Raw genomic sequence first — 23851 nt, 5'->3', positions numbered from 1 at the left:
CGTGGAGGTAAAGCCTGGTAGGGGCTGCAGCTTGACCGGCACCGCTGCATGGGGTGCCGGCTGGCGGGAAACCGCTATTGTACCTTGCCGGGCCCCGGATTTTGCACTGCGACAACATCGCAGCGCCGTGTTACGGCAATTCGTGATAATGCCTATGCGTCACATCCGGCCAATTATGGCTCAGAGTGACGTGGCCGAGCGGGCGGCCTGCTCATACAGCCCGGTCAGCACCCGCAGCAGGCGGGCCAGTTCGCCGATCTCGACGTTCTCGTCGCTGCCCTCGGTGAAATTGCTGGTCAGGCATTGCTCGCGGATCTCGCGGTAGCGCGAGCACGCCTCGGTGCCGGCCGGCGTGGTCGAGTAAGTCGCTTCCTTGCCAACCCGCTCCCCGGCCACCAGCCCCAGCCCCTGCAGCTTCTTCAGCGCATAGGTCACCAGGTGGGTGTCCTCCACATTCAGCACGAAACAGATATCGGCCAGCCGCTTGGGCCGGCCGCGGTGGTTGACGTGGTGCAGCACCAGCACGTCCAGGAAGGTCAGGTCGCGAACCCCGGCGGCGCCCATGCAGCGCACCACCCAGCGGCTATAGGCGTTGTAGGCGGTATTCAGTCCGAACTCGAACTCGGACAGTTCGGGGCTGCGCACCGACACCAGGTGGGACGACGACACGATATTGGTGCCGGCCGCGCGCGACAGCGCGGGCGCCGGTTTTGCCGCCGGCTGGTCGGGCACTGAATCGGTCACAGCATCCGCCACGGCGGCGGCGTGGCCGGTCTCGACTGGCTTGCGTGCCATGCGGAAGACTCCTTTCGATGGGATGGCGCGGGCGCTAGCGGGTGCTAGGTATAAGCCCCGAGCACGACCCGGCAATTTTAGCTTGACAGTTTATTGGCGAATTATGAGCATGAACACCTAATAAATACAGGTAAAGCATGAGGAGGAACGCCGGGCACGGCTTGCCCGGCGCATGCGCATCCCCGCCCTCCCCGTGCACCCCGTGCCGGCAGGCACCGTCCGCAACGGCGCTGCCGCCCCGCCCTCTCACCAGTTCTTGCGCCCATGCCAGAGATGCTCCCCGACCTCGACACCCTGAACACCCGCCTGCGCGAGGGCGCCACCAGCCGTGCGCAGATCATCGAGCAGGCGGCTGCGGCGGCGGCCGGCCCGGCCGCGGAAGCCGTGTTCCTGCACAGCACCTTCGAGGCCGCGGCGCAGGTCGCGCGCGCCGCCGATGCCGCCAGCCGCGCCGGCAAGCCGCTGCACCCGCTGGCGGGCCTGCCGGTCTCGGTGAAGGATTTGTACGACATCGCCGGCGAGGTCACCCGCGCGGCATCGGTGGCGCGCCAGGACGCCCAACCCGCCGCGGCGGACGCCACCGTGGTCGCGCGGCTGCGCCAGGCGGGCGCGGCCATCGTCGGGCGCACCAATATGACCGAGTTCGCGTTCTCGGGCGTCGGCATCAATCCCCACTTCGGCACGCCGGTCAACCCGGCCGGCGCCGACGGGGTGGCGCGCATTCCCGGCGGCTCGTCGTCCGGCGCCGCGGTATCGGTGGCGCTGGGCCTGGCCGTCGCCGCGCTCGGCAGCGACACCGGCGGCTCGATCCGCATCCCCGCCGCGCTGTGCGGTATCACCGGCTTCAAGCCGACCGCGCGGCGCGTGCCGCTGACCGGCGCCTTCCCGCTGTCCTATACGCTCGACACCGCCTGCGCGATGGCGCGCACGGTCGGCGACTGCGTCGCCGTCGACAGCGTGATCGCGGACAGCGCCGTGATACCGCGTGTCACCAGCCCCACCGCCATGCGGCTGGCGATCCCGCGCCAGTACTTGCTGGACGACCTCGACCCGGTGGTCGCGCGCGCCTTCGACCGTGCGCTGGGCCGCCTGTCGGCAGCCGGCGTGCAACTCGAGCACGTCGACCTGCCGGAACTCGGCGAACTGGCCGGCCTGAACGCGCAAGGCGGCTTCAGCTCGGCCGAGGCCTACGCCATCCACCGCCGTATGCTGGCCACCCGGCGCGAGCTGTACGACCCGCGCGTGGCCTCGCGCATCGACCGCGGGGCCAATATCAGCGCCGCCGACTATATCGACCTGGGCCGCGCCCGACTCGACTGGATCGCCCGCATGGAGGCACGCCTGGCCCGCTTCGATGCCGTGGTCTGCCCGACCGTGCCGATGGTGGCGCCAGAGATCGCGCCGCTGCGCACCGATGATGCGCAGTTCTTCCGCGTCAATGCCCTGCTGTTGCGCAACACCTCGGCATTCAATTTCTTCGACGGCTGCTCGATCTCGCTGCCCTGCCACGCGCCGGACGAGCTGCCGGTGGGGCTGATGCTGTCGCACGGCCCGATGCGCGATGCCGACCTGCTGGGCACGGCCCTTGCGTTGGAGCGCATCGTGCAACCGTCACAGCGCGACGACTGAGCCGAGCCTGTCGCTCAGCAATCCGCGCCGTTGATCTTGCGCTGCCTGCAGTCGGACCTGCAGGCGGCACCAGGTAGTACGCAACAAGCTGTACAACCGCGCCCCCGCGCGCACACCAGGAGAGATCGAGATGCGAGTCAAGGCAATCGTTGCGGCCGGCCTGGCGTTGGCCGCCATGACGGTACAGGCGGATACCAAGTGGGACCTGCCGACCGGTTACCCGGTCAGCAACCTGCACACCGAGAACCTGCATCAGATGGCCAGCGACGTGGACAAGGCCACCGGCGGCAAGCTCAAGATCGTGCTGCATCCCAACGGGTCGCTGCTCAAGGCCAACGAGATCAAGCGCGGCGTGCAGACCGGCCAGGTGCAGATGGGCGAGATCCTGATGTCCCTGCTGGCCAACGAGAACCCGGTGTTCGGCGTCGATGCGGTGCCGTTCCTGGCCACCAGCTATACCGATGCCTACAAGCTGTGGCAGGCGTCGCGCCCGGTCACCGAGAAGGTGCTCGACAAGCAGGGCCTGAAGCTGCTGTACGCGGTGGCCTGGCCGCCGCAGGGCATCTACGCCAGCAAGCCGATCAATTCGGCCGCGGACATGAAGGGCCTGAAATGGCGCGCCTACAACCCGGCCACCTCGCGCATCGCCGAACTGGTGAGCGCGCAGCCGGTGACCATCCAGGCCGCCGACCTGGCGCAGGCGCTGGCCACGGGCACGGTCAACTCCTTCATGTCGTCGGGCGCGACCGGGGTCGACACCAAGGTCTGGGAAAGCGTGAAGTACTTCTACACCGTCGACGCATGGCTGCCCAAGAACATGCTGGTGGTCAGCAAGAAGGCCTTTGCGGCGCTGGACAAGCCGACCCAGGATGCGCTGCTCAAGGCCGTGGCCGACGCCGAAAAGCGCGGCTGGCAGGTGTCGGAGCAGAAGACCAAGGAGTACCTGGCCACCCTGTCGCGCAACGGCATGACGGTGCAGCCGCCTTCGCCGCAGCTCAAGGCGGACATGCAGAAGGTAGGCAAGGTCATGGTGGATGACTGGGCCAAGGGCGCGGGCGAGGATGGCAAGGCCATTCTGGACGCGTACCGGAAGTAAGGCCGCTGCCGCGAGCGTTGCTCATGTACAAGGCAATCGTCATTTCCGCGCAGGCGGGAATGACGTTGTTTCACGCATCCTGCCTCTCCTACCGCCCCCCATCATGCCAACTCCCCCCCTCCCCAAGCGCTGGCTTGACCGCCTGCTCGACCTCTTCGCCACGCTCGCCGCGCTGTGCATCCTCACCGTCTGCGTGATCATGGTGCTGATGTCGCTGTCGCGCGAAACCGCGGTGACGTTCAAGGGCGGCGACGATTTCGTGGCCTGGCTGTGCGCCGCCTCGGCCTTCCTGATCCTTGGCCAGACCTTCCAGCACGGCGGCATCGTGCGTGTGGAGATGCTGCTGGAAGCGGTCGGCCCGCGCCGGCGCTGGGCACTGGAGGTGCTGTCGCTCTCCGTGTGCCTGATGTTCGCCGCCTATGCGGCCTGGGCGCTGGGCAACTTCGCCTGGCAGAGCTGGGAGATCGGCGACGTCTCGCAGGGCCAGATCGTGATTCCACTGTGGATTCCGCAGAGTTTCGCGGTGCTGGGCTGCATCGGCTTCCTGCTGGCGGTTGCCGACGAATGGCTGCGCGTGGTGCGCCGGCATAAGCCGCGCTACCAGCTGGCGCAGGAAGCCAAGCTCGCCGCCGGCGATTTCGGGGAGACGATCTGATGAGCACGGTATTGGTTGCGCTGGTCCTGCTGGTGGTGCTGATCGTCTTCCTCGCCATCGGCACATGGATCCCGGTGGCCATCGCGGTCACCTCCTGGGTCGGCCTGGTGGTGTTCTCCGACCGCGAGGCGCTGGTGAGCCTGGCCAATGCGTGGTGGTCGTCGAGCGCCTCGTACACGCTGGCATCGCTGCCGCTCTTTGTCTGGATGGGCGAGATCCTGTTCCGCACCAAGCTGAGCGAGCAGATGTTCAGCGGCCTCTCGCCGTGGCTGAACTGGCTGCCCGGGCGGCTGATGCACGTCAACATCCTGGGCTGCGGCATCTTCGGCTCGGTGTCGGGGTCGTCGGCGGCCACCTGCGCGACGATTGCGAAGTCGGCGCTGCCGGAACTCACGCGCCGGGGCTACGACGAGCGCGTCACGCTGGGCTCGCTGTCCTGCGCGGGCACGCTGGGCATCCTGATCCCGCCGTCGATCACGATGGTGGTGTACGCGGTCTCGGCGGATGTGTCGATCATCCGCGTATTCCTGGCAGGCTTTATTCCGGGGCTGCTGCTGATGGCGCTGTTCTCGGGCTATATCGTGGTCTGGGCGCTGGCCAACCCGGACAAGACCCCGGCATCCGACCACTTCGGCTGGCGCGCGCGGCTGGCGTCGGTGCGGCAGCTGCTGCCGTGCATCGTGCTGATCGCCTTTATCGCCTGGGTCATGGTCACCGGCTACGCCACTGCCACCGAGGCCGCCGCCTACGGCGTGGTGGCGTCGCTGGGGCTGGCCTGGGCGGGCGGCTCGCTCACGCGCGCGGCGTTCTGGGAAAGCCTGATGTCGGCCACGCGGCTGACCGCGATGATCATGTTCGTGCTGGGCGCGACCTCGTTCCTGTCGGTGACCATGAGCTTTACCGGCATTCCGCGCGCGCTGGCGGAATGGGTGGCGGCGCTGCATCTGTCGCCGTGGGCGCTGATCGCGGTGCTGACGGTGATCTACATCGTGCTCGGCACCGCGCTGGACGGCATCTCGATGATCGCGCTGACCACGGCGACGGTGCTGCCGATGGTGCAGGCGGCCGGCTTCGACCTGGTCTGGTTCGGCATCTTTATCGTGCTGCTGGTGGAGATCGCCGAGGTGACGCCACCGGTGGGCTTCAACCTGTTCGTGTTGCAGAGCATGACCGGCAAGGACAGCAACTACATTGCCCGGGTATCGCTGCCCTTTTTCATGATGATGGTGGTGGCCATCGCCATCATCACGATCTGGCCGACGGTGGTCACGTGGCTGCCGGACATTGTCATGCAGCAGGAAGTCAAATAGCATAGGGCGGGCCGCCCGGCCCGCAGTCCGTCCGACTGTGGCCGCGGCGGCAACGTGGAGGCAACCCGCCAGATGCATGTGATCGTCATCGGTGCCGGCGCGATCGGCATGTGTTCCGCCTGGTACCTGCGGCAGGCCGGCTTCGACGTGACCGTGCTCGAACGGCGCGCTGCGCCCGCGCAGGAGTCCAGCTTCGGCAATGCCGGCATGATCGCGCCCGGGTATGTCACGCCATGGGCCGCGCCGGGCATGCCCGGCAAGGTCCTGCGCACGCTCTTCGCCCGCGAGGCGCCGGTAGTGTTCCGCCCTTCCGCCGACCCAGCCATGTGGCGCTGGATCGCGCGCTGGCTGCGCGAATGCAAGCTGGAGCGCTACCGCGCCAACAAGCTGCGCATGCAGCGCCTGGCCTTCTACAGCCGCGACTGCCTGCACCGGCTGCGCAGCGAACTGGAGATCGACTACGAGCAGTTGCAGGGCTACCTGCAGCTGTTCCGCACCGCGCGCGACCTGGACCTGGCCGCGCCCGCCGTGGCGCTGCTGCGCGAGAACAATGTCCCGCACCAGCTGGTGAGCGCGCAGGCATGCCGCCGGATCGAACCGGGCCTGGCCGCCGATACGCCGCTGGCCGGCGGGCTGCACCTGCCGGAGGACGAGTCGGGCAATTGCCCGATGTTCGTGCGCGCGCTGCACCGGCATGCCGAGACTGCCGGCGTTTCCTTCCGCTTCGACACGCAGGTGACGCGCATCCGCCCCGACAGGGACGGCAAGCTGCAGGTCGAGCTGTCGCAAGAGAGCAAGAACGGTGCTGCACCGGTGCTGAGCGCCGAGCGCGTACTGGTCGCCGCCGGCGCCGACAGCACCGCGCTGCTGGGTCCGCTGGGCCTGCGCGTGCCGTTGTATCCGGTCAAGGGCTACTCCGTCACGTTCATGATCCGCGACGAACTGCAGGCGCCGCTGGGCGCGCTGATGGACGAGTCGTACAAGATCGCGATCACGCGCATGGGCAACCGCATGCGCGTGGCGGGCACGGCCGAGCTGGGCTCGCGCAAGCTGGACTTGCGGCCCGCCGCACTGCGCACGCTGATCAAGGTGGCGCGCGACTGGTTCCCGGTGGCCGGCAACTACCAGGAAGCCACGCAATGGGCCGGCGCGCGGCCGATGCTGCCGGATGGTCCGCCGCTGATCGGGCCCACCTCCGTGCCCGGACTTTTCCTTAACCTGGGCCATGGCTCGACGGGCTGGGCGATGAGCTGCGGATCGGGCAAGATTGCGGCTGACCAGATCGCCGCCAGCGCCACTGCCTGCGACGGCCCAGACATCGACATGGAAGGCCTGCTGCCGGATCGCTACGGGCTCGGGCCTGCCAGATAGCCACCCATGAGCCTCCCTGACTCCTCCAATGCCTCGCCGCTAGCCAATGGCGACGGCTGGTTTGCGCTTGACGCCGCGTCACCCTCGCCCGTTCCCCTCTACGACGTCGCCGCCATCCGCCGCATCGAGCAAGCCGCACTGGCGCAGCTGCCCGCCTTCACGCTGATGTCGCGCGCCGGCGCCACGGCCGCCCGCTGGCTGGCACACCACGCGTCGGCCGGCTCGCTGCTGTTCGTGGCCGGCCCCGGCAACAACGGCGGCGATGCGCTGGTGGCTGCCACGCAGTTGCACGGCGCAGGCCGCGCGGTGCAGGTGTGGCTGGCCGCCGAGCCGGACCGCCTGCCCGCCGATGCCGCGATCGCCTGGCAACAAGTCCGCGCCGCCGGCGTACCGGTGCGCGTGGTGGCGACCATGGACACCTCGCAGGACGTTGACTGGCCCGCGGACACGGCCGCGATTGTTGACGGCCTACTCGGCATCGGCCTGAACCGGCCGGCCGGCGGCGCCATGGCGTGGTGGATCGGGCAGATCAACCGCAGCGCGCTGCCGGTGTTCGCGCTCGATATCCCGAGCGGCCTGTTCGCCGACACCGGCGCCGGCGTGCCCGCCATCCGCGCGCAACGCACGTTGAGCTTTATCGCCGCCAAGCCCGGCCTGCTGACACTGGAAGGACGCGACTGCGCCGGCGCGGTGGATATTGCACCGATCGGGCTCGACTACCCGCCGGCCGAGGCGCCGGACGCCATGGTCAACGGCCCGGCCCTGTTCGATGCCGCGCTGCCGCGGCGCCACCATGCCAGCAACAAGGGCACACATGGCTCGCTGGCCATCATCGGCGGCAACCTTGGCATGACCGGTGCGCCGCTGCTGGGCGCCAGGGCCGCGCAGTACCTGGGTGCGGGCAAGGTGCATATCGGCTTCCTGGCGCAGCCCGCGCCGCTCGTCGACTCGCAGCACCCGGAGCTGATGCTGCATCCGGTGGACGGATTGCCGCTGTCCTCGATATCTGCGCTGGTGATCGGCCCGGGCATGGGCACGGACGCCCACGCGCACCGGCAATTCGCGCGCCTGCTGCAAGGCGCGCCAGTGCCGCTGGTGCTCGATGCCGATGCGCTGAACCTGCTGGCCGCCGATCCGGCGCTGGCGGGCGCGCTCGCCGCCGCCGGCGCACCGTGCGTGATGACGCCGCACCCGCTGGAGGCCGCACGCCTGATGGGCGCCCCCGTTGCCGAGGTCCAGCGCGACCGGCCCGCTGCTGCCGCCGCGCTGGCTACGCAGTGGCAGGCCGTGGTCGTACTGAAGGGATCGGGCACGGTGATCGCGGCGCCGAACGGCGGCGTCTGCACGCTGAACCCGACCGGCAATGCGGCGCTTGCCAGCGCCGGCACCGGCGACGTGCTGGCCGGCATGCTGGGCGCGCTGCTGGCACAGGGCATGCCGCCGCTGGCCGCCGCGCAGGCGGCGGTATGGATCCACGGCCGTGCCGCCGACGAGCTGGTTGCGCAAGGCATTGGCCCAGCAGGCGTCACGGCAAGCGAGCTGTATGCGCCGGCGCGATCGGTCTTTAACCGCTTGCTGGCCGGGACCGGCGCATGACGCGCGGCGCGCTGCTGCTGCGTGATCCCGCCGACCGCCGCAACCTGCTTACCGGCATCGCGCTGCTGGTAATCGGCCAATGGGTCCTTAGCCTGCTCGATGCCACCAGCAAGACGCTGACGCAGCAGGGGCTGCCGCTGGTGGGGGTGGCGTGGGTGCGCTATGTCGGCCATGTGGTCGCGATCTTCCTGCTGCTCGGCCCGGCCGGCTGGCGCCGCCAGTGGCGTCCGGCGAAACCGGGCCTGCAATGGCTGCGCGGCGGGCTGATGCTGGTATCGACGCTGGTGTTCTTCAGCGTACTGATGCTGATGCCGCTGGCGCAGGCCACCGCGCTGAACTTCTGCGCGCCGCTGTTCGTGGTGGCGCTGTCGCCGTGGCTGCTCGGTGAGCGCCCAGGTCGCCATGCGCGCTGGATGCGCTGGACCGGCGTGGTGGTTGGCTTTGCCGGCATGCTGGTGGTGGTGCGTCCCGGTGGCCAGCTGAGCCCGCTCGGCGTCGGCCTTGGGCTGGTATCGGCGCTGGTGTTCGCGCTGTTGCAGATGCTGACGCGGCGCATCGCAGCCTATGACGCGCCCATGACCACGCTGATCCAGAGCGGCGTAACCGGCGCCTGCCTGACCACGCTGATCGTGCCGTTCTTCTGGTTCAGCGCCTGGCCTACGCCGCTGCAATGTGCGCTGCTGGTGTCGGCGGGGATCACGGGGTCACTCGGGCACTATTTCGTCATCCGTGCCTTTCAGTACGCGGATGCGTCGTTTCTGAGCCCTTTCCTGTATCTGCAGATCGTGTCGGCCATGGTGATCGGCTACCTGGCCTTCGGCCAGTTGCCGGACTGGACCACCGCAGGTGGCATCGGCATCATCTGCCTGGGTGGCTTGTGCGTGGCGGGCGGCGAACCGGTGCTGCGCGCTGTTGCGAGCCGGCTCGCTGGCCGGCGACGTCAGACAATGTCCGATACTTAGCGGGCACGCATGCTGCTATGTTGCAAGTGATAACGAGTTGCCTACGCCGAGGGGTAAAAGTGCCCCGGCGCAGGCGATATACTTGCGAGTCTGCGCCGCCGCGTGCACTCGCGCCCCTGCAACTTCCTAGTCCCGCATGCCTACCGACCTTCACGCCTGGAACGCCCTGCTGCGGCACCATGACACCCTTCGCGACGCTCAGATGCGCGAGTGGTTCGACGGCGAGGGCGCGCAACGCGTCGCGCAATTCTCGCTGGAAGCCGCCGGGCTTTATCTCGACTATTCGAAGAACCGCATTACGCCCGAGACCATGCGGCTGCTGACGCAGCTCGCAGCGGAAGCGGGCGTGCCGGGTCGCCGTGACGCGATGTTCGCCGGCGAACACATCAACACCACCGAGGACCGCGCAGCGCTGCACGTAGCCCTGCGCGCCACCGCCGGCGCCGGCTACAAGGTCGACGGCGTGCCGGTCATGCCGGCGATCCAGGAGGTGCTGGTGCGCATGCGCGATTTTTCCGAGCGTGTGCGCAGCGGCGCCTGGAAAGGCGCCACCGGCCAGCGCATCACCGATGTCATCAATATCGGCATCGGCGGCTCCGACCTGGGCCCACGCATGGTGTGCCGCGCGCTGTCGCACCTGTCCGATGCGGACGGCCAGGCCGGCCCGCGCATGCACTTCGTCTCCAATGTGGACGGCACCGACCTCGCCGAGACGCTGGTGCGGCTCGATCCGCAGCAGACGCTGGTAATCGTCTGCTCCAAGACCTTCACCACGCTGGAGACCATGGCCAATGCGCGCAGTGCGCGCGCCTGGTTCGTCGCCAACGGCGTGGCCGAAGGCGACCTGGCCAAGCACTTCGTCGCGGTCTCGACCAATGTCGACGCAGTGCGCGAGTTCGGCATCGACCCGGCCAATATGTTCGAGTTCTGGGACTGGATCGGCGGGCGCTTCTCGCTGTGGTCCTCGGTCGGCCTGTCGATCACGCTGGCGGTGGGCTTCGATGCCTTTGCCGACCTGCTGGCGGGCGGGCGCGCGATGGACGAGCACTTCCGCACCGCGCCGCTGGAGCGCAACATGCCGGTGATCCTCGGCATGCTGGGCATCTGGTACCGCAATTTCTGGCATCTGCCGACCAGTTGCATGGCGCCCTACTCCACCTCGCTGGAACTGTTTCCCGCGTTCCTGCAGCAGCTGGAGATGGAGAGCAACGGCAAGTCGGTGCAGCTCGGCGGGCAGCGCGTGCGCACCCATACCTCGCCGGTGGTCTGGGGCACGGCCGGCACCAACGGCCAGCATGCCTACTTCCAGCAGATCCACCAGGGCTCGCAGGTGGTGCCGGTGGATTTCGTCGCGCCGCTGGTGCCGCCGCGCCGGCTGCCGGGCCATCATGCCAAGCTGCTGGCCAACTGCTTCGCGCAGGCCGAGGCGCTGATGCGCGGGCGCAGCGCCGATGAGCTGCGCGCCGCCGGCCTGACCGACGAAGTGCGCATCGCGCATATGGTGTTCGACGGCAACCGGCCCAGCAATATGCTGCTGATGGAAGACCTGACGCCACACGTGCTGGGCGCGCTGATCGCGCTGTACGAGCACCGCACCTTCGTGCAGGGCGTGGTCTGGAACATCAATTCGTTCGACCAGTGGGGCGTGGAACTGGGCAAGATCCTGGCGCGCCCAATCGAGGCCGAGCTGACCGGCGACAGCACCGGCCAGCACGATGCGTCGACCTCGGCGCTGATCGACCGCGCCCGCGCCGTGCTGAAGGCCGGCGCGGCGTGCTGAGGTTTCAGACTTCCGCGCCCATCCATTCGTCGCTGGCCACGCGGCCGGCGTCGATGGTCAGGATACGGGCGCAGCGCGCCGCCACCGAGCGGTCGTGCGTGACCAGCACCAGCGTGGAGCCGGCATCGCGGTTGAGCTCGAACATCAGCGCGATCACCGCTTCGCCGGTGGCGGTATCGAGGCTGCCGGTCGGCTCGTCGGCAAATAGGATATCCGGGCGCGCCACGAACGCCCGCGCCAGCGCCACGCGCTGCTGCTCGCCGCCCGACAGCGTGCGCGGGTAGTGCTCGAGCCGCGCGCCCAGGCCCACGCGCTGCAGCATGTCCACCGCGCGCTCGCGTACCTGCGACGTTTCGCCGCGCAGCTCCAGCGGCAGCATCACGTTTTCCAGCGCGGTCAGATGGGCTACCAGCTGGAACGACTGGAACACGAAGCCGACATGGCGACCGCGCAGCGCCGCGCGCTGATCTTCATCGAGCGCATACAGGTCCTGGCCCTGCAAGTGCACGGTGCCGGTGCTGGGCAGGTCCAGCCCTGCGAGCAGCCCGAGCAGCGTCGACTTGCCCGATCCGGAGGCCCCCACGATGGCGAGCGTTTCGCCCGGCGTGACGGAAAAGGACACGTCGTGCAAAATCGTCAGCGAACCCGTCGTGTCGGCAACGGTCTTTCCGAGAGACTCGACGGCGAGAATGGAAGAGGACATGGATAAAGGGATCCGAGGCAATTGGCGCAGGCTGCTGCTGGCAGGCTGCATGGCACTGACGATGTCGGGGGCGGCCCAGGCCGCTGCGCCGGCATTGCTGGTGCTGGGCGACAGCCTGTCCGCCGAGTACGGCATCACGCGCGGCACCGGCTGGGTCACGCTCCTGCAGGACCGGCTGCGGCAGGAGCGCTTCGATTATAGCGTCGTCAATGCCAGCATCAGCGGCGAGACCACCGTCGGCGGCAAGACGCGGCTGCCCGAGCTGCTGTCGCGGCATCGCCCGGCGATCGTGGTGGTGGAGCTCGGCGCCAACGACGCATTGCGCGGGTTGCCGCTGCCAACCACTGAAGCCAACCTGCGCAATATCGTTACCACCGCACAGAAGGCCGGCGCCGGCGTGCTGCTGATCGGCATGCGCATCCCGCCCAACTATGGCCAGGATTACACGGAGAAGTTCGTCTCGCTGTACCCGAAGCTGGCCAGCGAGTACAAGGTGCGGCTGGTGCCGTTCTTCCTCGACAAGGTCATCACCCGGCAGGACTGGTTCCAGCAGGACCGCATCCACCCGACCGCGGCCGCACAGCCGGCGCTGCTTGAGACGGTGTGGCCGCAGCTCAAGCCGATGCTCAAGCGCAGCAAATAGCTTCCAGACAGCCGAAGCGAAGCCAACGGTTTTGGGTGCCCCAAAGCCGCCCGAACTAGCCTAAGCAAGGTGCTCTCCCTCGCCCCTCAGGGGGAGAGGGTTGGGGAGAGGGGTGGGCTAGCAAGGAGCCACATCAAGCCGGGCCAACGGTGTTAACCCACCGCCCTCAGCCTTTGACATTCCTGCCCTCTCCCCCGGCCCCTCTCCCGCAAGCGGGAGAGGGGAGCAAACCGCCGCAAGCAGTTTGCCTGTACGCAGCGTATAGGCTTACTCCGCGCCCTGCGCCTGCGAGCTACCAACCGGCGTCAGCAGCTTCACCTTCGAGCGCGCCTTCAGGCTTTCATAGAACGCCTGCAGGTCGGTCTGGCCGGCCAGCTGCGACAACTGCTGCGCTTCGGCCTGGCGTTGCGCCGGGTTGGCCTGAGTCGGCTGGCTGACCTTGCTGATGCGGTAGATCGCATAGCCCTCGCCACCCAGGTCGACACCCACCACCGCCGGCAGCTTGGTCGTATCGGCACGCATCACCGCTTCCACGGCCTTGGGCGGAACGCCTTCGGCCTTGGCGCGCGAGACGGTCTGCACCGCACCGAAACCGGCGGCGCTGTCGGCTTTCTTCAGCGCCTCGAGCCGCGCTTCGCCTTCCTTGTGTGCCTGCTCGGCAGCCTGCTGGGCGATATAGCCTTCGCGCACCTTGGCCTCGACTTCTTCGAACTTGCGCACGGTCGCCGGACGGTATTCGACGATGCGCGCGGCCACCAGCGTATTGGGCGCGACCTGGACCGCCTCGGTGTTGCGTTTGTTCTTGATCGCGTCGTCGCTGAACAGCGCCTTGAGCACCTTTTCGTTGTTGAGCGGGTTCTGCGCGCCCAGCGCCGGGTTGGGCTGGCGCGTCACGTTGTCAGCAGTCTGGACGGTCAGCTTGAACTTGTCGGCGGCCGTCTTCAGGCTGTCGGCCTGTTCGTAGACGGTGTTGCCGAACGCGTCGGCTTGCTCGGCAAACTTCTTGTCGGCGAACTGCTTGCGCAGCTCCGCTTCCAGTTCCGGGCGCACCGCATCGAGCGGCTTGGTTTCCGACGGCTTGATGCCGGTCAGCTTGATGATGTGGAAGCCGTAGTCGGTTTCCACCACGTCGCTGATCTGGCCGTCCTTGAGCGCGTACATGGCGTCCTCGAACGGCTTGACCAGCGCGCCGTGGCCCATGAAGCCCAGGTCGCCGCCCTTATCGGCCGAGCCCGGATCCTGCGACTGCTTCTTGGCCACGTCGGCAAAGGTCTCGGGATGCTTGCGCAGCTCTTCCAGCAGCTTGGTGACCTTGTCCTTCGCGGCCTGGCGCTCGGCAGCGGGCGCGTCCTTCGGTGCCACGATCAGGATATGGCTGGCGCGGCGCTGCTCATCGGTGCGGAAGCGCGCGATATTGCTTTCGTAGTACGACTTGAGCTCTTCCGGCGTGACCGTCTGCGCTGCGGCCAGCGCCTCGCCCGACAGCACCAGGTATTCCACCTTGGCCTGCTCCGGCACCGAGAATTCAGCCTTGTGGCTGTCGTAGTAAGCCTTCAGCGCGGCCGCGTCGGGCTGCACCTTGGCGGTGTAGCTGGCCGGCTTGAACAGCAGCATCTGCACGTCGCGCTGCTGGTCGCGCACGGCGATCAGGCGGTCCAGCAGCGACTTGGGCACGAAGGCAGTGGCGGCGATCGACGCGCCCAGTTGCTGCGTGGCCAGCTCGAAGCGCATGCGGGCATCGAACTGCTCAGGCGTCATGCCCTGCGACTGCAGCAGCTGCAGGTAGGCCTTGTCGTCGACCTTGCCGTCCGCCTTGCGCGGCAGCTGCGCGATCGCCGGCAGGCTGTTGATTTCCTCGTACAGCTTGGCGTCGGACACGGTCAGGTGTTCGCGCGACACTTGATTGGCCATCACGCGCTGCAGGATCAGCTGGTCCAGCACGGCCTTGCGCGCTTCCGGGCCCTCGAACTGGCGCGGGTCATAGCTGGCGCCCAGGATCTGGCGTGCGCGCTCGCTCTGGTCGCGTACCACGTTGTCGACTTCCTGCACGCTGATGGCGCGGCCCTCGACCTTGGCGGCGTCATGCGAGCTGTCCATGAAGCGCGAGTAGCTCTCCACGCCGAAGAACACGAACGACGGGAAAACAAGCACCAGCAGCAGCAAAAGCATCAGGCGCCGGTTGTTGCGTACGAAATCAAGCATGCGGATTCGGGTAGTGGATTGGCACGAAAGACAAACTCCGCGATTCTAGCAGGAGCCGGTGGGCGCGCGCCCTTTGTGCAGGGCGGCAAACATGGCGGGCAAATGAAAACGCCCGCTGACGCGGGCGCTTTCTAAAACTGGCGGAGTGGACGGGACTCGAACCCGCGACCCCCGGCGTGACAGGCCGGTATTCTAACCGACTGAACTACCACTCCTTTGTCGGCGCTTCCTGCCAGCGTGCTGCCGCGCCTTGCGATGGGGAGCGGTGGTGGGTGCTGAGGGGCTCGAACCCCCGACCTACGCCTTGTAAGGGCGCCGCTCTACCAGCTGAGCTAAGCACCCGCTCGACCATCGCAGGCTGGCTGCCTGCAGGTTGCTTGTCGCTTCGCACCTCGCGGCAGATGCCGTGGTTTGCGTTGCGAGGGCGCAAGTGTAATACAGGTGATTTCGGTTTGCCAAGACCTGCGCATGCAAAAAAAACGCCGCGGGGCATCGCTGCCCTGCGGCGTTTCCTTCATGCGGCTAAGCCGAGGTCAGTGATGCAGACGCTCGACCTTGGCCGTAGCCTTGTCCGCCACCTCGGCGGGCTTGGCATCTTCATCCGGCAACGCCTCGGGCTTGCGCTCGAGCGCCAGTTCCAGCACCTTGTCGATCCAGCGGACCGGCACGATCTCGATGGCGTTCTTCACGTTGTCGGGGATCTCGGCCAGGTCCTTGACGTTTTCCTCCGGGATCAGCACCAGCTTGATGCCGCCCCGGTGGGCCGCCAGCAGCTTTTCCTTCAGGCCGCCGATCGGCAGCACCTCGCCGCGCAGCGTGATCTCGCCGGTCATGGCGACATCCGCGCGCACCGGGATGCCGGTCAGCACCGACACCAGCGCCGTGGTCATGGCACCGCCTGCCGACGGACCGTCCTTGGGCGTGGCGCCCTCGGGCACGTGGATGTGGATGTCGCGCTTCTCGAACATCTCATCCGTGATGCCCAGGCGGCGTGCCCGCGAACGCACCACCGAACGTGCGGCCTCGACCGACTCCTTCATCACATCGCCCAGCGAACCGGTGCGCGTGATGTTGCCCTTGCCCGGCATGATCGCGGCTTCGATGGTCAGCAGGTCGCCGCCCACCTCGGTCCACGCCAGACCGGTCACCTGGCCCACCTGGTTTTCCTTGCCGGCCAGGCCGAAGTCGTACTTGCGCACGCCCAGGAATTTGTCCAGGTTCTCGGAATCGACCTTGATCGTGCCCGACTCCTTCTTCAGCAGCAGCAGCTTGACCACCTTGCGGGCGATCTTGGACACCTCGCGTTCCAGCGAACGTACACCCGCTTCACGCGTGTAGTAGCGGATGATGTCGCGGATCGCGCTTTCGGCAACCTCGATCTCGCCTGCCTTCAGACCGTTGTTCTTGATCTGCTTGGGCAGCAGGTAGCGCTGCGCGATATTGACCTTCTCGTCCTCGGTGTAACCCGACAGGCGGATCACTTCCATACGGTCGAGCAGCGGCGGCGGGATGTTGAGCGAATTCGACGTCGCCACGAACATCACGTCGGACAGGTCGAAGTCCACTTCGATGTAGTGGTCCTGGAACGTGTGGTTCTGTTCCGGGTCCAGCACCTCGAGCAGCGCCGACGACGGATCGCCGCGGAAATCCATGCCCATCTTGTCGATCTCGTCGAGCAGGAAGAGCGGATTGCGCACGCCGACCTTGGACAGGCTCTGCAGGATCTTGCCCGGCATCGAGCCGATGTAGGTCCTGCGGTGGCCGCGGATCTCGGCCTCGTCACGCACGCCACCCAGCGCCATGCGCACGAACTTGCGGTTCGTCGCGCGCGCCACCGACTGGCCGAGCGAGGTCTTGCCCACGCCGGGAGGCCCGACCAGGCACAGGATCGGCGCCTTCACCTTGTCCACGCGCTGTTGCACCGCGAGGTACTCGAGAATGCGTTCCTTGACCTTCTCCAGGCCGTAGTGGTCTTCATCCAGCACGCGCTCGGCATTGGCCAGGTCGTTGTTGACCTTGCTCTTCTTGCGCCACGGCAGGTTCACCAGCGTGTCGATGTAGTTGCGCACGACGGTGGCCTCGGCCGACATCGGCGACATCAGCTTGAGCTTCTTGAATTCGGCGTCGGCCTTCTTCTTGGCTTCCTTCGGCATGCGCGCAGCCTTGATGCGCTTGTCGAGCTCTTCCAGGTCCGCGCCTTCTTCGCCCTCGCCCAGTTCCTTCTGGATGGCCTTGACCTGCTCGTTCAGGTAGTACTCGCGCTGGCTCTTCTCCATCTGGCGCTTGACGCGGCCACGGATGCGCTTTTCGACCTGAAGGATGTCGATCTCGCCCTCGAGCTGCGACAGCAGGCTTTCCAGGCGCTCGGTCACATTGACCATTTCCAGGATCTTCTGCTTCTGCTCGAGCTTGATCGGCAGGTGCGCGGCGATGGTATCCGCCAGGCGGCCTGCCTCGTCGATGCCCGACAGCGAGGTCAGGATCTCCGGCGGGATCTTCTTGTTGAGCTTCACGTACTGGTCGAACTGCGACACGATCGCGCGGCGCAGGGCCTCGGTCTCGGCGCTTTCGCCAGGTGCGGGCGGCACGGGCACGGCTTCGCACATGAAGTGCGATTCGTCCTCGCTCACCTCGCGGATGTTTGCGCGCTGCGTACCCTCGACCAGCACCTTCACGGTACCGTCGGGCAGCTTCAGCATTTGCAGGATATTGGCGATGCAGCCGACCTCGTACAGGTCGTCGGCGGTCGGCTCGTCCTTGGCCGCCGTCTTCTGGGCCACGAGCATGATGCTCTTGCCCGCCTCCATCGCAGTCTCAAGCGCCTTGATGGACTTCGGGCGTCCCACGAACAGCGGGATCACCATGTGCGGAAACACCACCACGTCGCGCAGCGGCAACAGTGGCAGGCGAATCGGCTCGGCCGGGAGGAGTTGTGTTCCGGACATCATTTTCCCCAAGTCAGTCTATTAAGGCGTAAATTGGGCCGCCCGAATCGATTACAAGATACGTGCCAATCGATTCGCCAAGGCAGGCAGATGCCGCTCCCTGCACTTGCAGACCCCTCTGAAACAGCATACCCGCGTTTCCTCCTTCTCGTCGGTCGAATAAAGAAAAAAAAGCCGCTCGCTTCTACGCGAACGGCCTTTCCGCCTTGCTGCCGGTGTGGTCCTGACCACTTCACCACGCTGGCAGCCTCGCGTCAGTTGGACCCTGCCACTTTGGGCTGCTGCTCCTCGTACATCAGCAGCGGCGGTGCATCTCCGTTGATCGTATTTTCATCGATCACCACCTTCTGCACGCCCTTGTAATTAGGCAGGTCGTACATGACGTCCATCAGCGATTGTTCGAGAATCGAACGCAGGCCGCGGGCACCGGTCTTGCGGCGGATCGCCTTGCGGGCGATAGCCGACAGCGCGCCGGGACGGATTTCCAGCTCGACCCCTTCCATCGCCAGCAGCTTCTGGTACTGCTTGACCAGCGCGTTCTTGGGCTCGACCAGGATCTGCACCAGCGCGGTCTCGTCCAGCTTGGACAGCGTGGCGACCACCGGCAGGCGGCCGATCAGCTCAGGGATCAGGCCGAACTTGATCAGGTCTTCCGGCTCGGTCTGGGGCAGGACTTCGCTGACATCGCGCTCTTCCTTGCTCTTGACCTGCGCGGCAAAGCCGATGCCGGTCTTGTCCGAGCGCTGCATGATGACCTTTTCCAGGCCGTCGAAGGCGCCGCCGCAGATGAACAGGATGTTGGTCGTGTCGACCTGCAGGAAGTCCTGGTTCGGGTGCTTGCGGCCACCTTGCGGCGGGACCGAAGCCATGGTGCCTTCGATCAGCTTCAGCAGCGCCTGCTGCACGCCCTCGCCCGATACGTCACGGGTGATCGACGGGTTGTCGGACTTGCGCGAGATCTTGTCGATCTCGTCGATGTACACAATGCCGCGCTGCGCCTTCTCAACCTCGTAGTTGCAGTTCTGCAGCAGCTTCTGGATGATGTTCTCGACGTCCTCGCCCACGTAGCCGGCTTCAGTCAGCGTGGTCGCGTCAGCGATCACGAACGGCACGTTGAGCAGGCGCGCCAGCGTCTGCGCGAGCAGCGTCTTGCCCGAGCCGGTCGGCCCGATCAGCAGAATGTTGCTCTTGGACAGCTCGACATCGTCTTTCTTGCCGAGGTGCTTGAGGCGCTTGTAGTGGTTGTAGACCGCAACGGCCAGAATCTTCTTGGCCTGCTCCTGGCCGATCACATACTGGTCCAGGCTTTCGCGAATCTCGTGGGGTGTGGGGAGGTCGGAGCGCGCGGCCGCGGCGGCGTCTTTCTCGGATGCCGTGGCCTCGTCGCGAATGATCTCGTTGCACAGGTCGATGCATTCGTCGCAAATGAACACCGACGGGCCCGCGATCAGCTTCTTCACCTCATGCTGACTCTTGCCGCAGAAGGAGCAGTAGAGGAGCTTTTCGCTGGATGAACCTTTTTTGTCCGCCATAGGAATCAGTCACTTTTGCAGTGCGCACACCGCGGGGCGACAGGCTCCTCCGGCGATACGCTTCAAACGGATCATACGCCAAAACAATTGGCACCACCGGCGGTTCCCCCCGGCTGTGGGGCAAAAGCAAAAAACGAGGCACGAGGCCTCGTTCCGGTGTAGCCTTCGCCATTTGGGGCAATGCCGCAACGCCCGGCCGGCCGTACGAAACGGCTTGCCCGGCACGCCAGCGCGGCCGCCGCTGCGGGTTGCGCCCCGGCGGCCCGCTGCATCAATCAGCCGCGACGGGCGATGACCTTGTCGACCAGGCCGTAATCCACCGCCTGGTCGCCGCTCATGAAGTTGTCGCGATCGGTATCGCGGGCAATCTTCTCGACCGGCTGGCCCGTCACTTCCGACAGGATGGTGTTGAGCCGCTCGCGCAGGTACAGGATCTCGCGGGCCTGGATCTCGATATCCGAGGCCTGGCCGCGCGCACCGCCCAACGGCTGGTGGATCATGATGCGCGAATTGGGCAGCGCGAAACGCTTGCCTTTCGCGCCAGCCGCCAGCAGGAAGGCGCCCATGCTCGCCGCCATGCCCATGCACAGCGTGGACACGTCGGGCTTGATGAACTGCATGGTGTCGTAGATCGCCAGCCCCGCCGATACGGAACCGCCCGGCGAGTTGATGTAAAGCGACACGTCCTTGTCGGGGTTCTCGCTCTCGAGGAACAGCAGCTGGGCCACCACCAGGTTGGCGGTCTGGTCGTTGACCTCGCCCACCATGAACACCACGCGCTCCTTCAGCAGGCGCGAATAGATGTCATAGGCGCGCTCGCCCCGGCCGGACTGCTCGACGACCATCGGCACCAGCCCCAGGCCCTGGGTATCCAGTGCCGAAGCCTGCGTGGTGGCGAGACGGTCAAGCAAATCATTGCGGGTCATGCAGGTTCTCCATGGATTCGTCGAATGACAGGCCCGATTGTAAAACTCGGTGGAACCGGCCCACCCCCGCGCCGCAGCGCGGGATGGCGGGTCATCTCCGGCCTCAGGCTTGTTGCTGGTTGCCTTCGGCGGTGAGTTCCTCGAAGGACACCTTCTTGTCGGTGACCTTGGCCTTGTCGCACACGAAATTTACCACGTTGTTTTCGAGCACGTAGGCTTCCATTTCGGCCAGGCGCTGCTGGTCGCCGTAGTACCAGCGCATGACTTCCTTCGGGTCTTCGTAGCTCTTGGCGAAGTCCTCGATCTCAGCCTTGATCTGGTCAGCCTTGGCTTCCAGGCCGTTGGCCTTGACGATCTCGGCCAGGATCAGGCCCAGCTTGACGCGGCGCTCGGCCTGCTGCGCGAACATTTCAGCGGGGATCGGCATGTCCTTGGCGTTCGGCATGCCACGCTGTTCCAGGTCGCGGCGGGCCATCTCGACCAGGCGCTCCTGGTCCTGCTCGATCAGGGCCTTGGGCACGTCCAGCTCGCTGGCCTTCAGCAGCGCTTCCATGACCTGGTCCTTCAGCATGGAATGCGTACGGCGCTTCACTTCGCGCTCGAGGTTTTCGCGGATGTCGGCGCGCATCTTCTCGACGCTGCCGTCGGCGATGCCCAGCGACTTGGCAAAGGCTTCGTTGACTTCCGGCAGGTGGGCCCACTCGATCTTCTTCAGGGTCACCGTGAACTCGGCGGTCTTGCCCGCCACTTCCTTGCCGTGATAGTCGGCCGGGAAGGCCAGCGGGAAGGTCTTGCTTTCGCCGACCTTCAGGCCCAGCGCGGCCTGCTCGAACTCGGGCAGCATGCGGCCTTCGCCCAGCACGAACGGGAAGTCCTCGGCCTTGCCGCCGGCGAACTCTTCACCTTCGATCTTGCCGACGAAGTCCAGCGTCACGCGGTCGCCGTTCTGGGCGGCGACGTCGGCACCGCCGTCGCCATGCTCGCCGGCTTCGCCGCGGGTGTGGTAGTGCACGCGCTGCTTGCGCAGGATGTCGATAGTCTTGTCGACTTCGGCATCGGTGATTTCAGTGGTGGTGCGGGTCACCTCGGCAGCAGCCAGGTCGCCGATGGTCACTTCCGGGTACACCTCGAACATGGCGTCGAACGCGACTTCGTCCTCGCCCACGCCTTCGGTCTTGACCTCGAACTTGGGCTGGCCGGCAACCTTGACGTCCTGCTCCTTGGTGATGTCGAAGAACTTGCGCGCGGCCTTGTCGAAGCGCACCTCGAACTCGACCTGCTGGCCGTACTGCTTCTCGACCATCTTCATCGGCACCTTGCCCGGACGGAAGCCCGACATCTTCACGGTCTTCGACAGGCGAACCAGGCGCTCCTGCTTTTCCTTTTCCACTTCGGCCTTGGGGATGGCCAGGGTCACCTTGCGGTCCAGCTTGCCGAGGTTCTCAATCACGTTCGACATGGTCGTAGATCCAATCCAGAAATGTAGTTGTGTTCGTAGGTGCTACTGCTTGCGCGCATACCGGCCGGCGTTGCGGCACTGGCGATTCGCCCAGGCCATGCCACCGGCGTACGGAAAGCTCCGCGCAAACGGAAAACAAACATTATCGCACGGTTTTCGTTCGCTTCCGGCAGTTTTTACCCGAAACGGGCATGGAACTGCACTGCCGGACGGCTTGCCACTATCCCGCCTGCCCGTGCCGCAGGGCACGCAGGAGCAGGCGTGCCGGATCCACGGCATCGGCCAGGTCGGACTCCAGCGGCAGCGGCTCGCCCTCGATCTGGCTGGCCAGCAGTTCGCCACCCAGCGCGGACCAGGTGAGGCCGCGCGACCCATAGGCAAGGGCCGCGTACAGCCCCGGCATGCGCGGCAGGTCGCGCAGGTGCGCGCCGCGCAGCGACGCGGCGTGTGCCAGCGCGGCAGCCTCGTCGGGCACCGGGCCGATCAGCGGCAGCCGGTTGTGCGATACCGTACGCACGCCCACATAGCCGGTGAGCGTTGCGGGATCGATGCCGGCCACCACGTCCGCCTGCCGCGGCAGCAGCCCGGCCAGCCGCGCCAGGTTGGCGGCGTGGACTTCCGGGCGCTCCACCAGCGGGCCTTCGTCGGCATCGTAGCTGGAGCCGACGCGGCCGGTACCGTCGGCCGCACGCGGCAGCAGGTAGCCAGCGCCGGTTACCACGCAGTCCGGCCAGGCGCCGATTGCATCGACCTGCGCCGGCGGCAGTGTGGTGAGCTGGCCGCGCACGCGGCGTATGGTCCAATGCTGCCTGGGCAGCAGTTGCTGCGCTTCGTATGCACTGGCCAGCACAAGCACGGGTGCCGACGCCAGCACGGTGCCGTCAGCGTCCATCGCCTGCCATTGCTCGCCGACGCGTGCAATCGACGCCACCCTGCAGCCATACTTGGCCGTGACCGCATCACCTGCTCGCGCCAGCTGCGCGGCGCAGATGTCCGGGGGCGCCACCCAGCCGCCGCCCGGGAACCACAGGCCGCCGCGCGGCACGCCCGCCCGGTGCGACGCGGCGGCCTCTTTGGCGCCCATCCAGCGCACGAACGACTCCGGCAGGCCCATCGCCGCCAGCGCGGCGCGCTGTGCCTCGCCCTCGGCTTCATCCTCGCCGATCTGCAGCACGCCGCAGCCATGCCAGCCGACCGGGTGCCCGGCCTCGGCCAGCGCCGCCCAGGCGCGCAGCGCGTATTGGTTGCCGGCGCGGGAGAGCCGCGACAGCAGGCCGTCGTCCGCGGACAGGTGCGCATGCATGGCCGCGGCGCGATGCGCCGAGGTCTGGCGCGCCGGCCCGCCGTGGGCATCGAACAAGGTCACGTGCCAGCCGCGTGCGGCCAGCCGCTCGGTCACGGCACAGCCGGCAAGCCCCGCGCCAATCACGATGGCATGCCGCTGCGGCCATTGGCCCGCCAGCGGCGGCGCGTGGCGGCGCGACTTCCATCGCGGACGGAACTGCGCCACCGTCATGTCGCGCTTGCCGCCGAAGCCCGGTGCCTTGCTGACCTCGAAACCCACTTCCCTGAGCCCGCGCCGCACGAATCCGGCCGCCGTGTACGTGGCCAGCGATGCGCCGGGCCGCGCCAGCCGTGCCAGGCCGCGAAACACTGCCGGTGACCACATGTCGGCATTGCGCGCGGGCGAGAAGCCGTCCGGGTAGAAGGCATCGGCCCCTGCCACCAGCCGCGGCAGCATCTGCTCCGCGTCGCCCAGCGCCAGCGTCAGCACCATCCGCCCGTCGTCGAAGGCCAGCCGGTGCAGGCCCGGCAGCGCCAACGGCCACTGCGCCTGCAACGCCTGCGCCAGCGGCTGCAGCCCGTCGAGGCCGGCATGCAGCTGCGCCAGCCCCTCGCGGGTAAACGGGTGTTTTTCGATCGACACGAAATGCAGCGTGCCGCAGCGCTGCGGATCGTCGCGCCAGGCCTGCCAGGTCGCCAGGAAATTCAGCCCCTGGCCGAAGCCGCTCTCGACGATGACGAACTGGCGCTTGCCTGCCCACGCCTGCGGCAGCGCATTGCCGCCGAGGAAGACATGGGCGGCCTGCGCCAGCCCGCCTTCGGTGCTGTGGTAGACGTCGTCGTAGCGGGGGGAATACGGGGTGCCTTCGGCGGAGAGGATGGGCTCGGCGGGCTCGAGTGCGCGCGGCATGGAATACAGAAGCAAAATGTCCGGGCGGATTCGCCGGGACGTGGAGGGGGCAA

At 66.9% G+C, this 23851-nt stretch carries 17 protein-coding genes and 2 tRNA genes; 9 read left to right on the top strand and 10 right to left on the bottom strand.

Annotated features, from left to right (window positions below):
* Positions 1-180: 180 nt before the first annotated feature.
* Positions 181-795 (bottom strand): winged helix DNA-binding protein, encoded by a 615-nt coding sequence (locus tag K307_RS33030; protein ID WP_042885175.1) that lies wholly within the window; start codon positions 793-795, stop codon positions 181-183.
* Positions 796-1059: 264 nt separating this feature from the next.
* Here K307_RS33030 and K307_RS33025 point away from each other — a divergent pair, with 264 nt between their 5' ends.
* The 8 genes from K307_RS33025 to pgi all read left to right on the top strand — a co-directional run bounded on the left by K307_RS33025 (position 1060) and on the right by pgi (position 11194).
* A complete protein-coding gene (locus K307_RS33025) occupies positions 1060-2424 on the top strand; it encodes an amidase (protein ID WP_042885174.1) in 1365 nt (454 codons plus the stop codon).
* Between the two features lie 130 nt (positions 2425-2554).
* A complete protein-coding gene (locus K307_RS33020) occupies positions 2555-3520 on the top strand; it encodes a TRAP transporter substrate-binding protein (RefSeq protein WP_042885173.1) in 966 nt (321 codons plus the stop codon).
* Between the two features lie 103 nt (positions 3521-3623).
* Complete coding sequence (locus K307_RS33015; RefSeq protein WP_042885172.1) at positions 3624-4175, top strand: TRAP transporter small permease subunit; 552 nt, start codon at positions 3624-3626, stop codon at positions 4173-4175.
* The gene (locus tag K307_RS33010) at positions 4175-5485 is read left to right on the top strand and encodes a TRAP transporter large permease (RefSeq protein ID WP_042885171.1); all 1311 of its coding nucleotides are present in this window, start codon (positions 4175-4177) and stop codon (positions 5483-5485) included. The genes K307_RS33015 and K307_RS33010 overlap by 1 nt, the downstream gene beginning before the upstream one ends.
* A 72-nt stretch (positions 5486-5557) precedes the next feature.
* The gene (locus K307_RS33005; protein ID WP_042885170.1) at positions 5558-6856 is read left to right on the top strand and encodes a D-amino acid dehydrogenase; all 1299 of its coding nucleotides are present in this window, start codon (positions 5558-5560) and stop codon (positions 6854-6856) included.
* A 6-nt stretch (positions 6857-6862) separates the two neighbouring features.
* Entirely contained in the window at positions 6863-8452 is a 1590-nt protein-coding gene (locus tag K307_RS33000; protein WP_042885169.1) for a bifunctional ADP-dependent NAD(P)H-hydrate dehydratase/NAD(P)H-hydrate epimerase, read from the top strand.
* The gene (locus K307_RS32995; protein ID WP_042885168.1) at positions 8449-9414 is read left to right on the top strand and encodes a DMT family transporter; all 966 of its coding nucleotides are present in this window, start codon (positions 8449-8451) and stop codon (positions 9412-9414) included. The genes K307_RS33000 and K307_RS32995 overlap by 4 nt, the downstream gene beginning before the upstream one ends.
* 136 nt (positions 9415-9550) lie before the next feature.
* On the top strand, positions 9551-11194 hold the full coding sequence (gene pgi, locus K307_RS32990) for a glucose-6-phosphate isomerase (RefSeq protein ID WP_042885166.1): 1644 nt from the start codon (positions 9551-9553) through the stop codon (positions 11192-11194).
* 4 nt (positions 11195-11198) lie between these two features.
* On the opposite strand, the gene K307_RS32985 is transcribed toward pgi, so the two are convergent.
* Entirely contained in the window at positions 11199-11897 is a 699-nt protein-coding gene (locus K307_RS32985) for an ABC transporter ATP-binding protein (protein WP_042885164.1), read from the bottom strand.
* On the opposite strand from K307_RS32985, the gene K307_RS32980 reads away from it, so the two are divergent.
* Positions 11896-12540: an arylesterase gene (locus tag K307_RS32980; RefSeq protein WP_042885162.1), complete on the top strand. Its 645-nt coding sequence runs from the start codon at positions 11896-11898 to the stop codon at positions 12538-12540. The genes K307_RS32985 and K307_RS32980 overlap by 2 nt on opposite strands.
* A 267-nt stretch (positions 12541-12807) precedes the next feature.
* On the opposite strand, the gene K307_RS32975 is transcribed toward K307_RS32980, so the two are convergent.
* The 8 genes from K307_RS32975 to mnmC all read right to left on the bottom strand — a co-directional run bounded on the left by K307_RS32975 (position 12808) and on the right by mnmC (position 23798).
* A complete protein-coding gene (locus tag K307_RS32975; RefSeq protein ID WP_042885161.1) occupies positions 12808-14742 on the bottom strand; it encodes a SurA N-terminal domain-containing protein in 1935 nt (644 codons plus the stop codon).
* A gap of 138 nt (positions 14743-14880) precedes the next feature.
* Positions 14881-14957 (bottom strand) — tRNA-Asp (locus K307_RS32970).
* A 51-nt stretch (positions 14958-15008) separates the two neighbouring features.
* Positions 15009-15084, bottom strand: a tRNA-Val gene (locus K307_RS32965).
* 191 nt (positions 15085-15275) lie between these two features.
* Positions 15276-17687: an endopeptidase La gene (gene lon, locus K307_RS32960; RefSeq protein ID WP_042885160.1), complete on the bottom strand. Its 2412-nt coding sequence runs from the start codon at positions 17685-17687 to the stop codon at positions 15276-15278.
* Between the two features lie 254 nt (positions 17688-17941).
* On the bottom strand, positions 17942-19219 hold the full coding sequence (gene clpX / locus K307_RS32955; RefSeq protein ID WP_042885159.1) for an ATP-dependent Clp protease ATP-binding subunit ClpX: 1278 nt from the start codon (positions 19217-19219) through the stop codon (positions 17942-17944).
* A 275-nt stretch (positions 19220-19494) separates the two neighbouring features.
* Complete coding sequence (gene clpP, locus K307_RS32950) at positions 19495-20145, bottom strand: ATP-dependent Clp endopeptidase proteolytic subunit ClpP (protein ID WP_022534552.1); 651 nt, start codon at positions 20143-20145, stop codon at positions 19495-19497.
* 103 nt (positions 20146-20248) lie between these two features.
* A complete protein-coding gene (gene tig, locus K307_RS32945) occupies positions 20249-21604 on the bottom strand; it encodes a trigger factor (protein WP_042885158.1) in 1356 nt (451 codons plus the stop codon).
* A gap of 220 nt (positions 21605-21824) precedes the next feature.
* Positions 21825-23798 carry a bifunctional tRNA (5-methylaminomethyl-2-thiouridine)(34)-methyltransferase MnmD/FAD-dependent 5-carboxymethylaminomethyl-2-thiouridine(34) oxidoreductase MnmC gene (gene mnmC / locus K307_RS32940; RefSeq protein WP_042885157.1) on the bottom strand — a complete coding sequence of 658 codons (1974 nt, stop codon included), beginning with the start codon at positions 23796-23798 and terminating at the stop codon, positions 21825-21827.
* Positions 23799-23851 lie beyond the last annotated feature (53 nt).

Source organism: Cupriavidus necator A5-1 (assembly GCF_000744095.1).
In the GTDB taxonomy this organism is placed as follows: Bacteria; Pseudomonadota; Gammaproteobacteria; order Burkholderiales; family Burkholderiaceae; genus Cupriavidus; species Cupriavidus necator_A.
Note: the sequence above shows the minus strand (reverse complement) of the source record. Positions and strands in the feature narration are given on the sequence as shown.

What these genes read in the sequence shown, in the direction of transcription:
- K307_RS33030 (WP_042885175.1), bottom strand. Translation starts at nt 795, where the DNA reads ATGGCACGCAAGCCAGTCGAGACCGGCCACGCCGCCGCCGTGGCGGAT.
- K307_RS33025 (WP_042885174.1), top strand. Translation starts at nt 1,060, where the DNA reads ATGCCAGAGATGCTCCCCGACCTCGACACCCTGAACACCCGCCTGCGC.
- K307_RS33020 (WP_042885173.1), top strand. Translation starts at nt 2,555, where the DNA reads ATGCGAGTCAAGGCAATCGTTGCGGCCGGCCTGGCGTTGGCCGCCATG.
- K307_RS33015 (WP_042885172.1), top strand. Translation starts at nt 3,624, where the DNA reads ATGCCAACTCCCCCCCTCCCCAAGCGCTGGCTTGACCGCCTGCTCGAC.
- K307_RS33010 (WP_042885171.1), top strand. Translation starts at nt 4,175, where the DNA reads ATGAGCACGGTATTGGTTGCGCTGGTCCTGCTGGTGGTGCTGATCGTC.
- K307_RS33005 (WP_042885170.1), top strand. Translation starts at nt 5,558, where the DNA reads ATGCATGTGATCGTCATCGGTGCCGGCGCGATCGGCATGTGTTCCGCC.
- K307_RS33000 (WP_042885169.1), top strand. Translation starts at nt 6,863, where the DNA reads ATGAGCCTCCCTGACTCCTCCAATGCCTCGCCGCTAGCCAATGGCGAC.
- K307_RS32995 (WP_042885168.1), top strand. Translation starts at nt 8,449, where the DNA reads ATGACGCGCGGCGCGCTGCTGCTGCGTGATCCCGCCGACCGCCGCAAC.
- pgi (WP_042885166.1), top strand. Translation starts at nt 9,551, where the DNA reads ATGCCTACCGACCTTCACGCCTGGAACGCCCTGCTGCGGCACCATGAC.
- K307_RS32980 (WP_042885162.1), top strand. Translation starts at nt 11,896, where the DNA reads ATGGATAAAGGGATCCGAGGCAATTGGCGCAGGCTGCTGCTGGCAGGC.
- K307_RS32985 (WP_042885164.1), bottom strand. Translation starts at nt 11,897, where the DNA reads ATGTCCTCTTCCATTCTCGCCGTCGAGTCTCTCGGAAAGACCGTTGCC.
- K307_RS32975 (WP_042885161.1), bottom strand. Translation starts at nt 14,742, where the DNA reads ATGCTTGATTTCGTACGCAACAACCGGCGCCTGATGCTTTTGCTGCTG.
- lon (WP_042885160.1), bottom strand. Translation starts at nt 17,687, where the DNA reads ATGTCCGGAACACAACTCCTCCCGGCCGAGCCGATTCGCCTGCCACTG.
- clpX (WP_042885159.1), bottom strand. Translation starts at nt 19,219, where the DNA reads ATGGCGGACAAAAAAGGTTCATCCAGCGAAAAGCTCCTCTACTGCTCC.
- clpP (WP_022534552.1), bottom strand. Translation starts at nt 20,145, where the DNA reads ATGACCCGCAATGATTTGCTTGACCGTCTCGCCACCACGCAGGCTTCG.
- tig (WP_042885158.1), bottom strand. Translation starts at nt 21,604, where the DNA reads ATGTCGAACGTGATTGAGAACCTCGGCAAGCTGGACCGCAAGGTGACC.
- mnmC (WP_042885157.1), bottom strand. Translation starts at nt 23,798, where the DNA reads ATGCCGCGCGCACTCGAGCCCGCCGAGCCCATCCTCTCCGCCGAAGGC.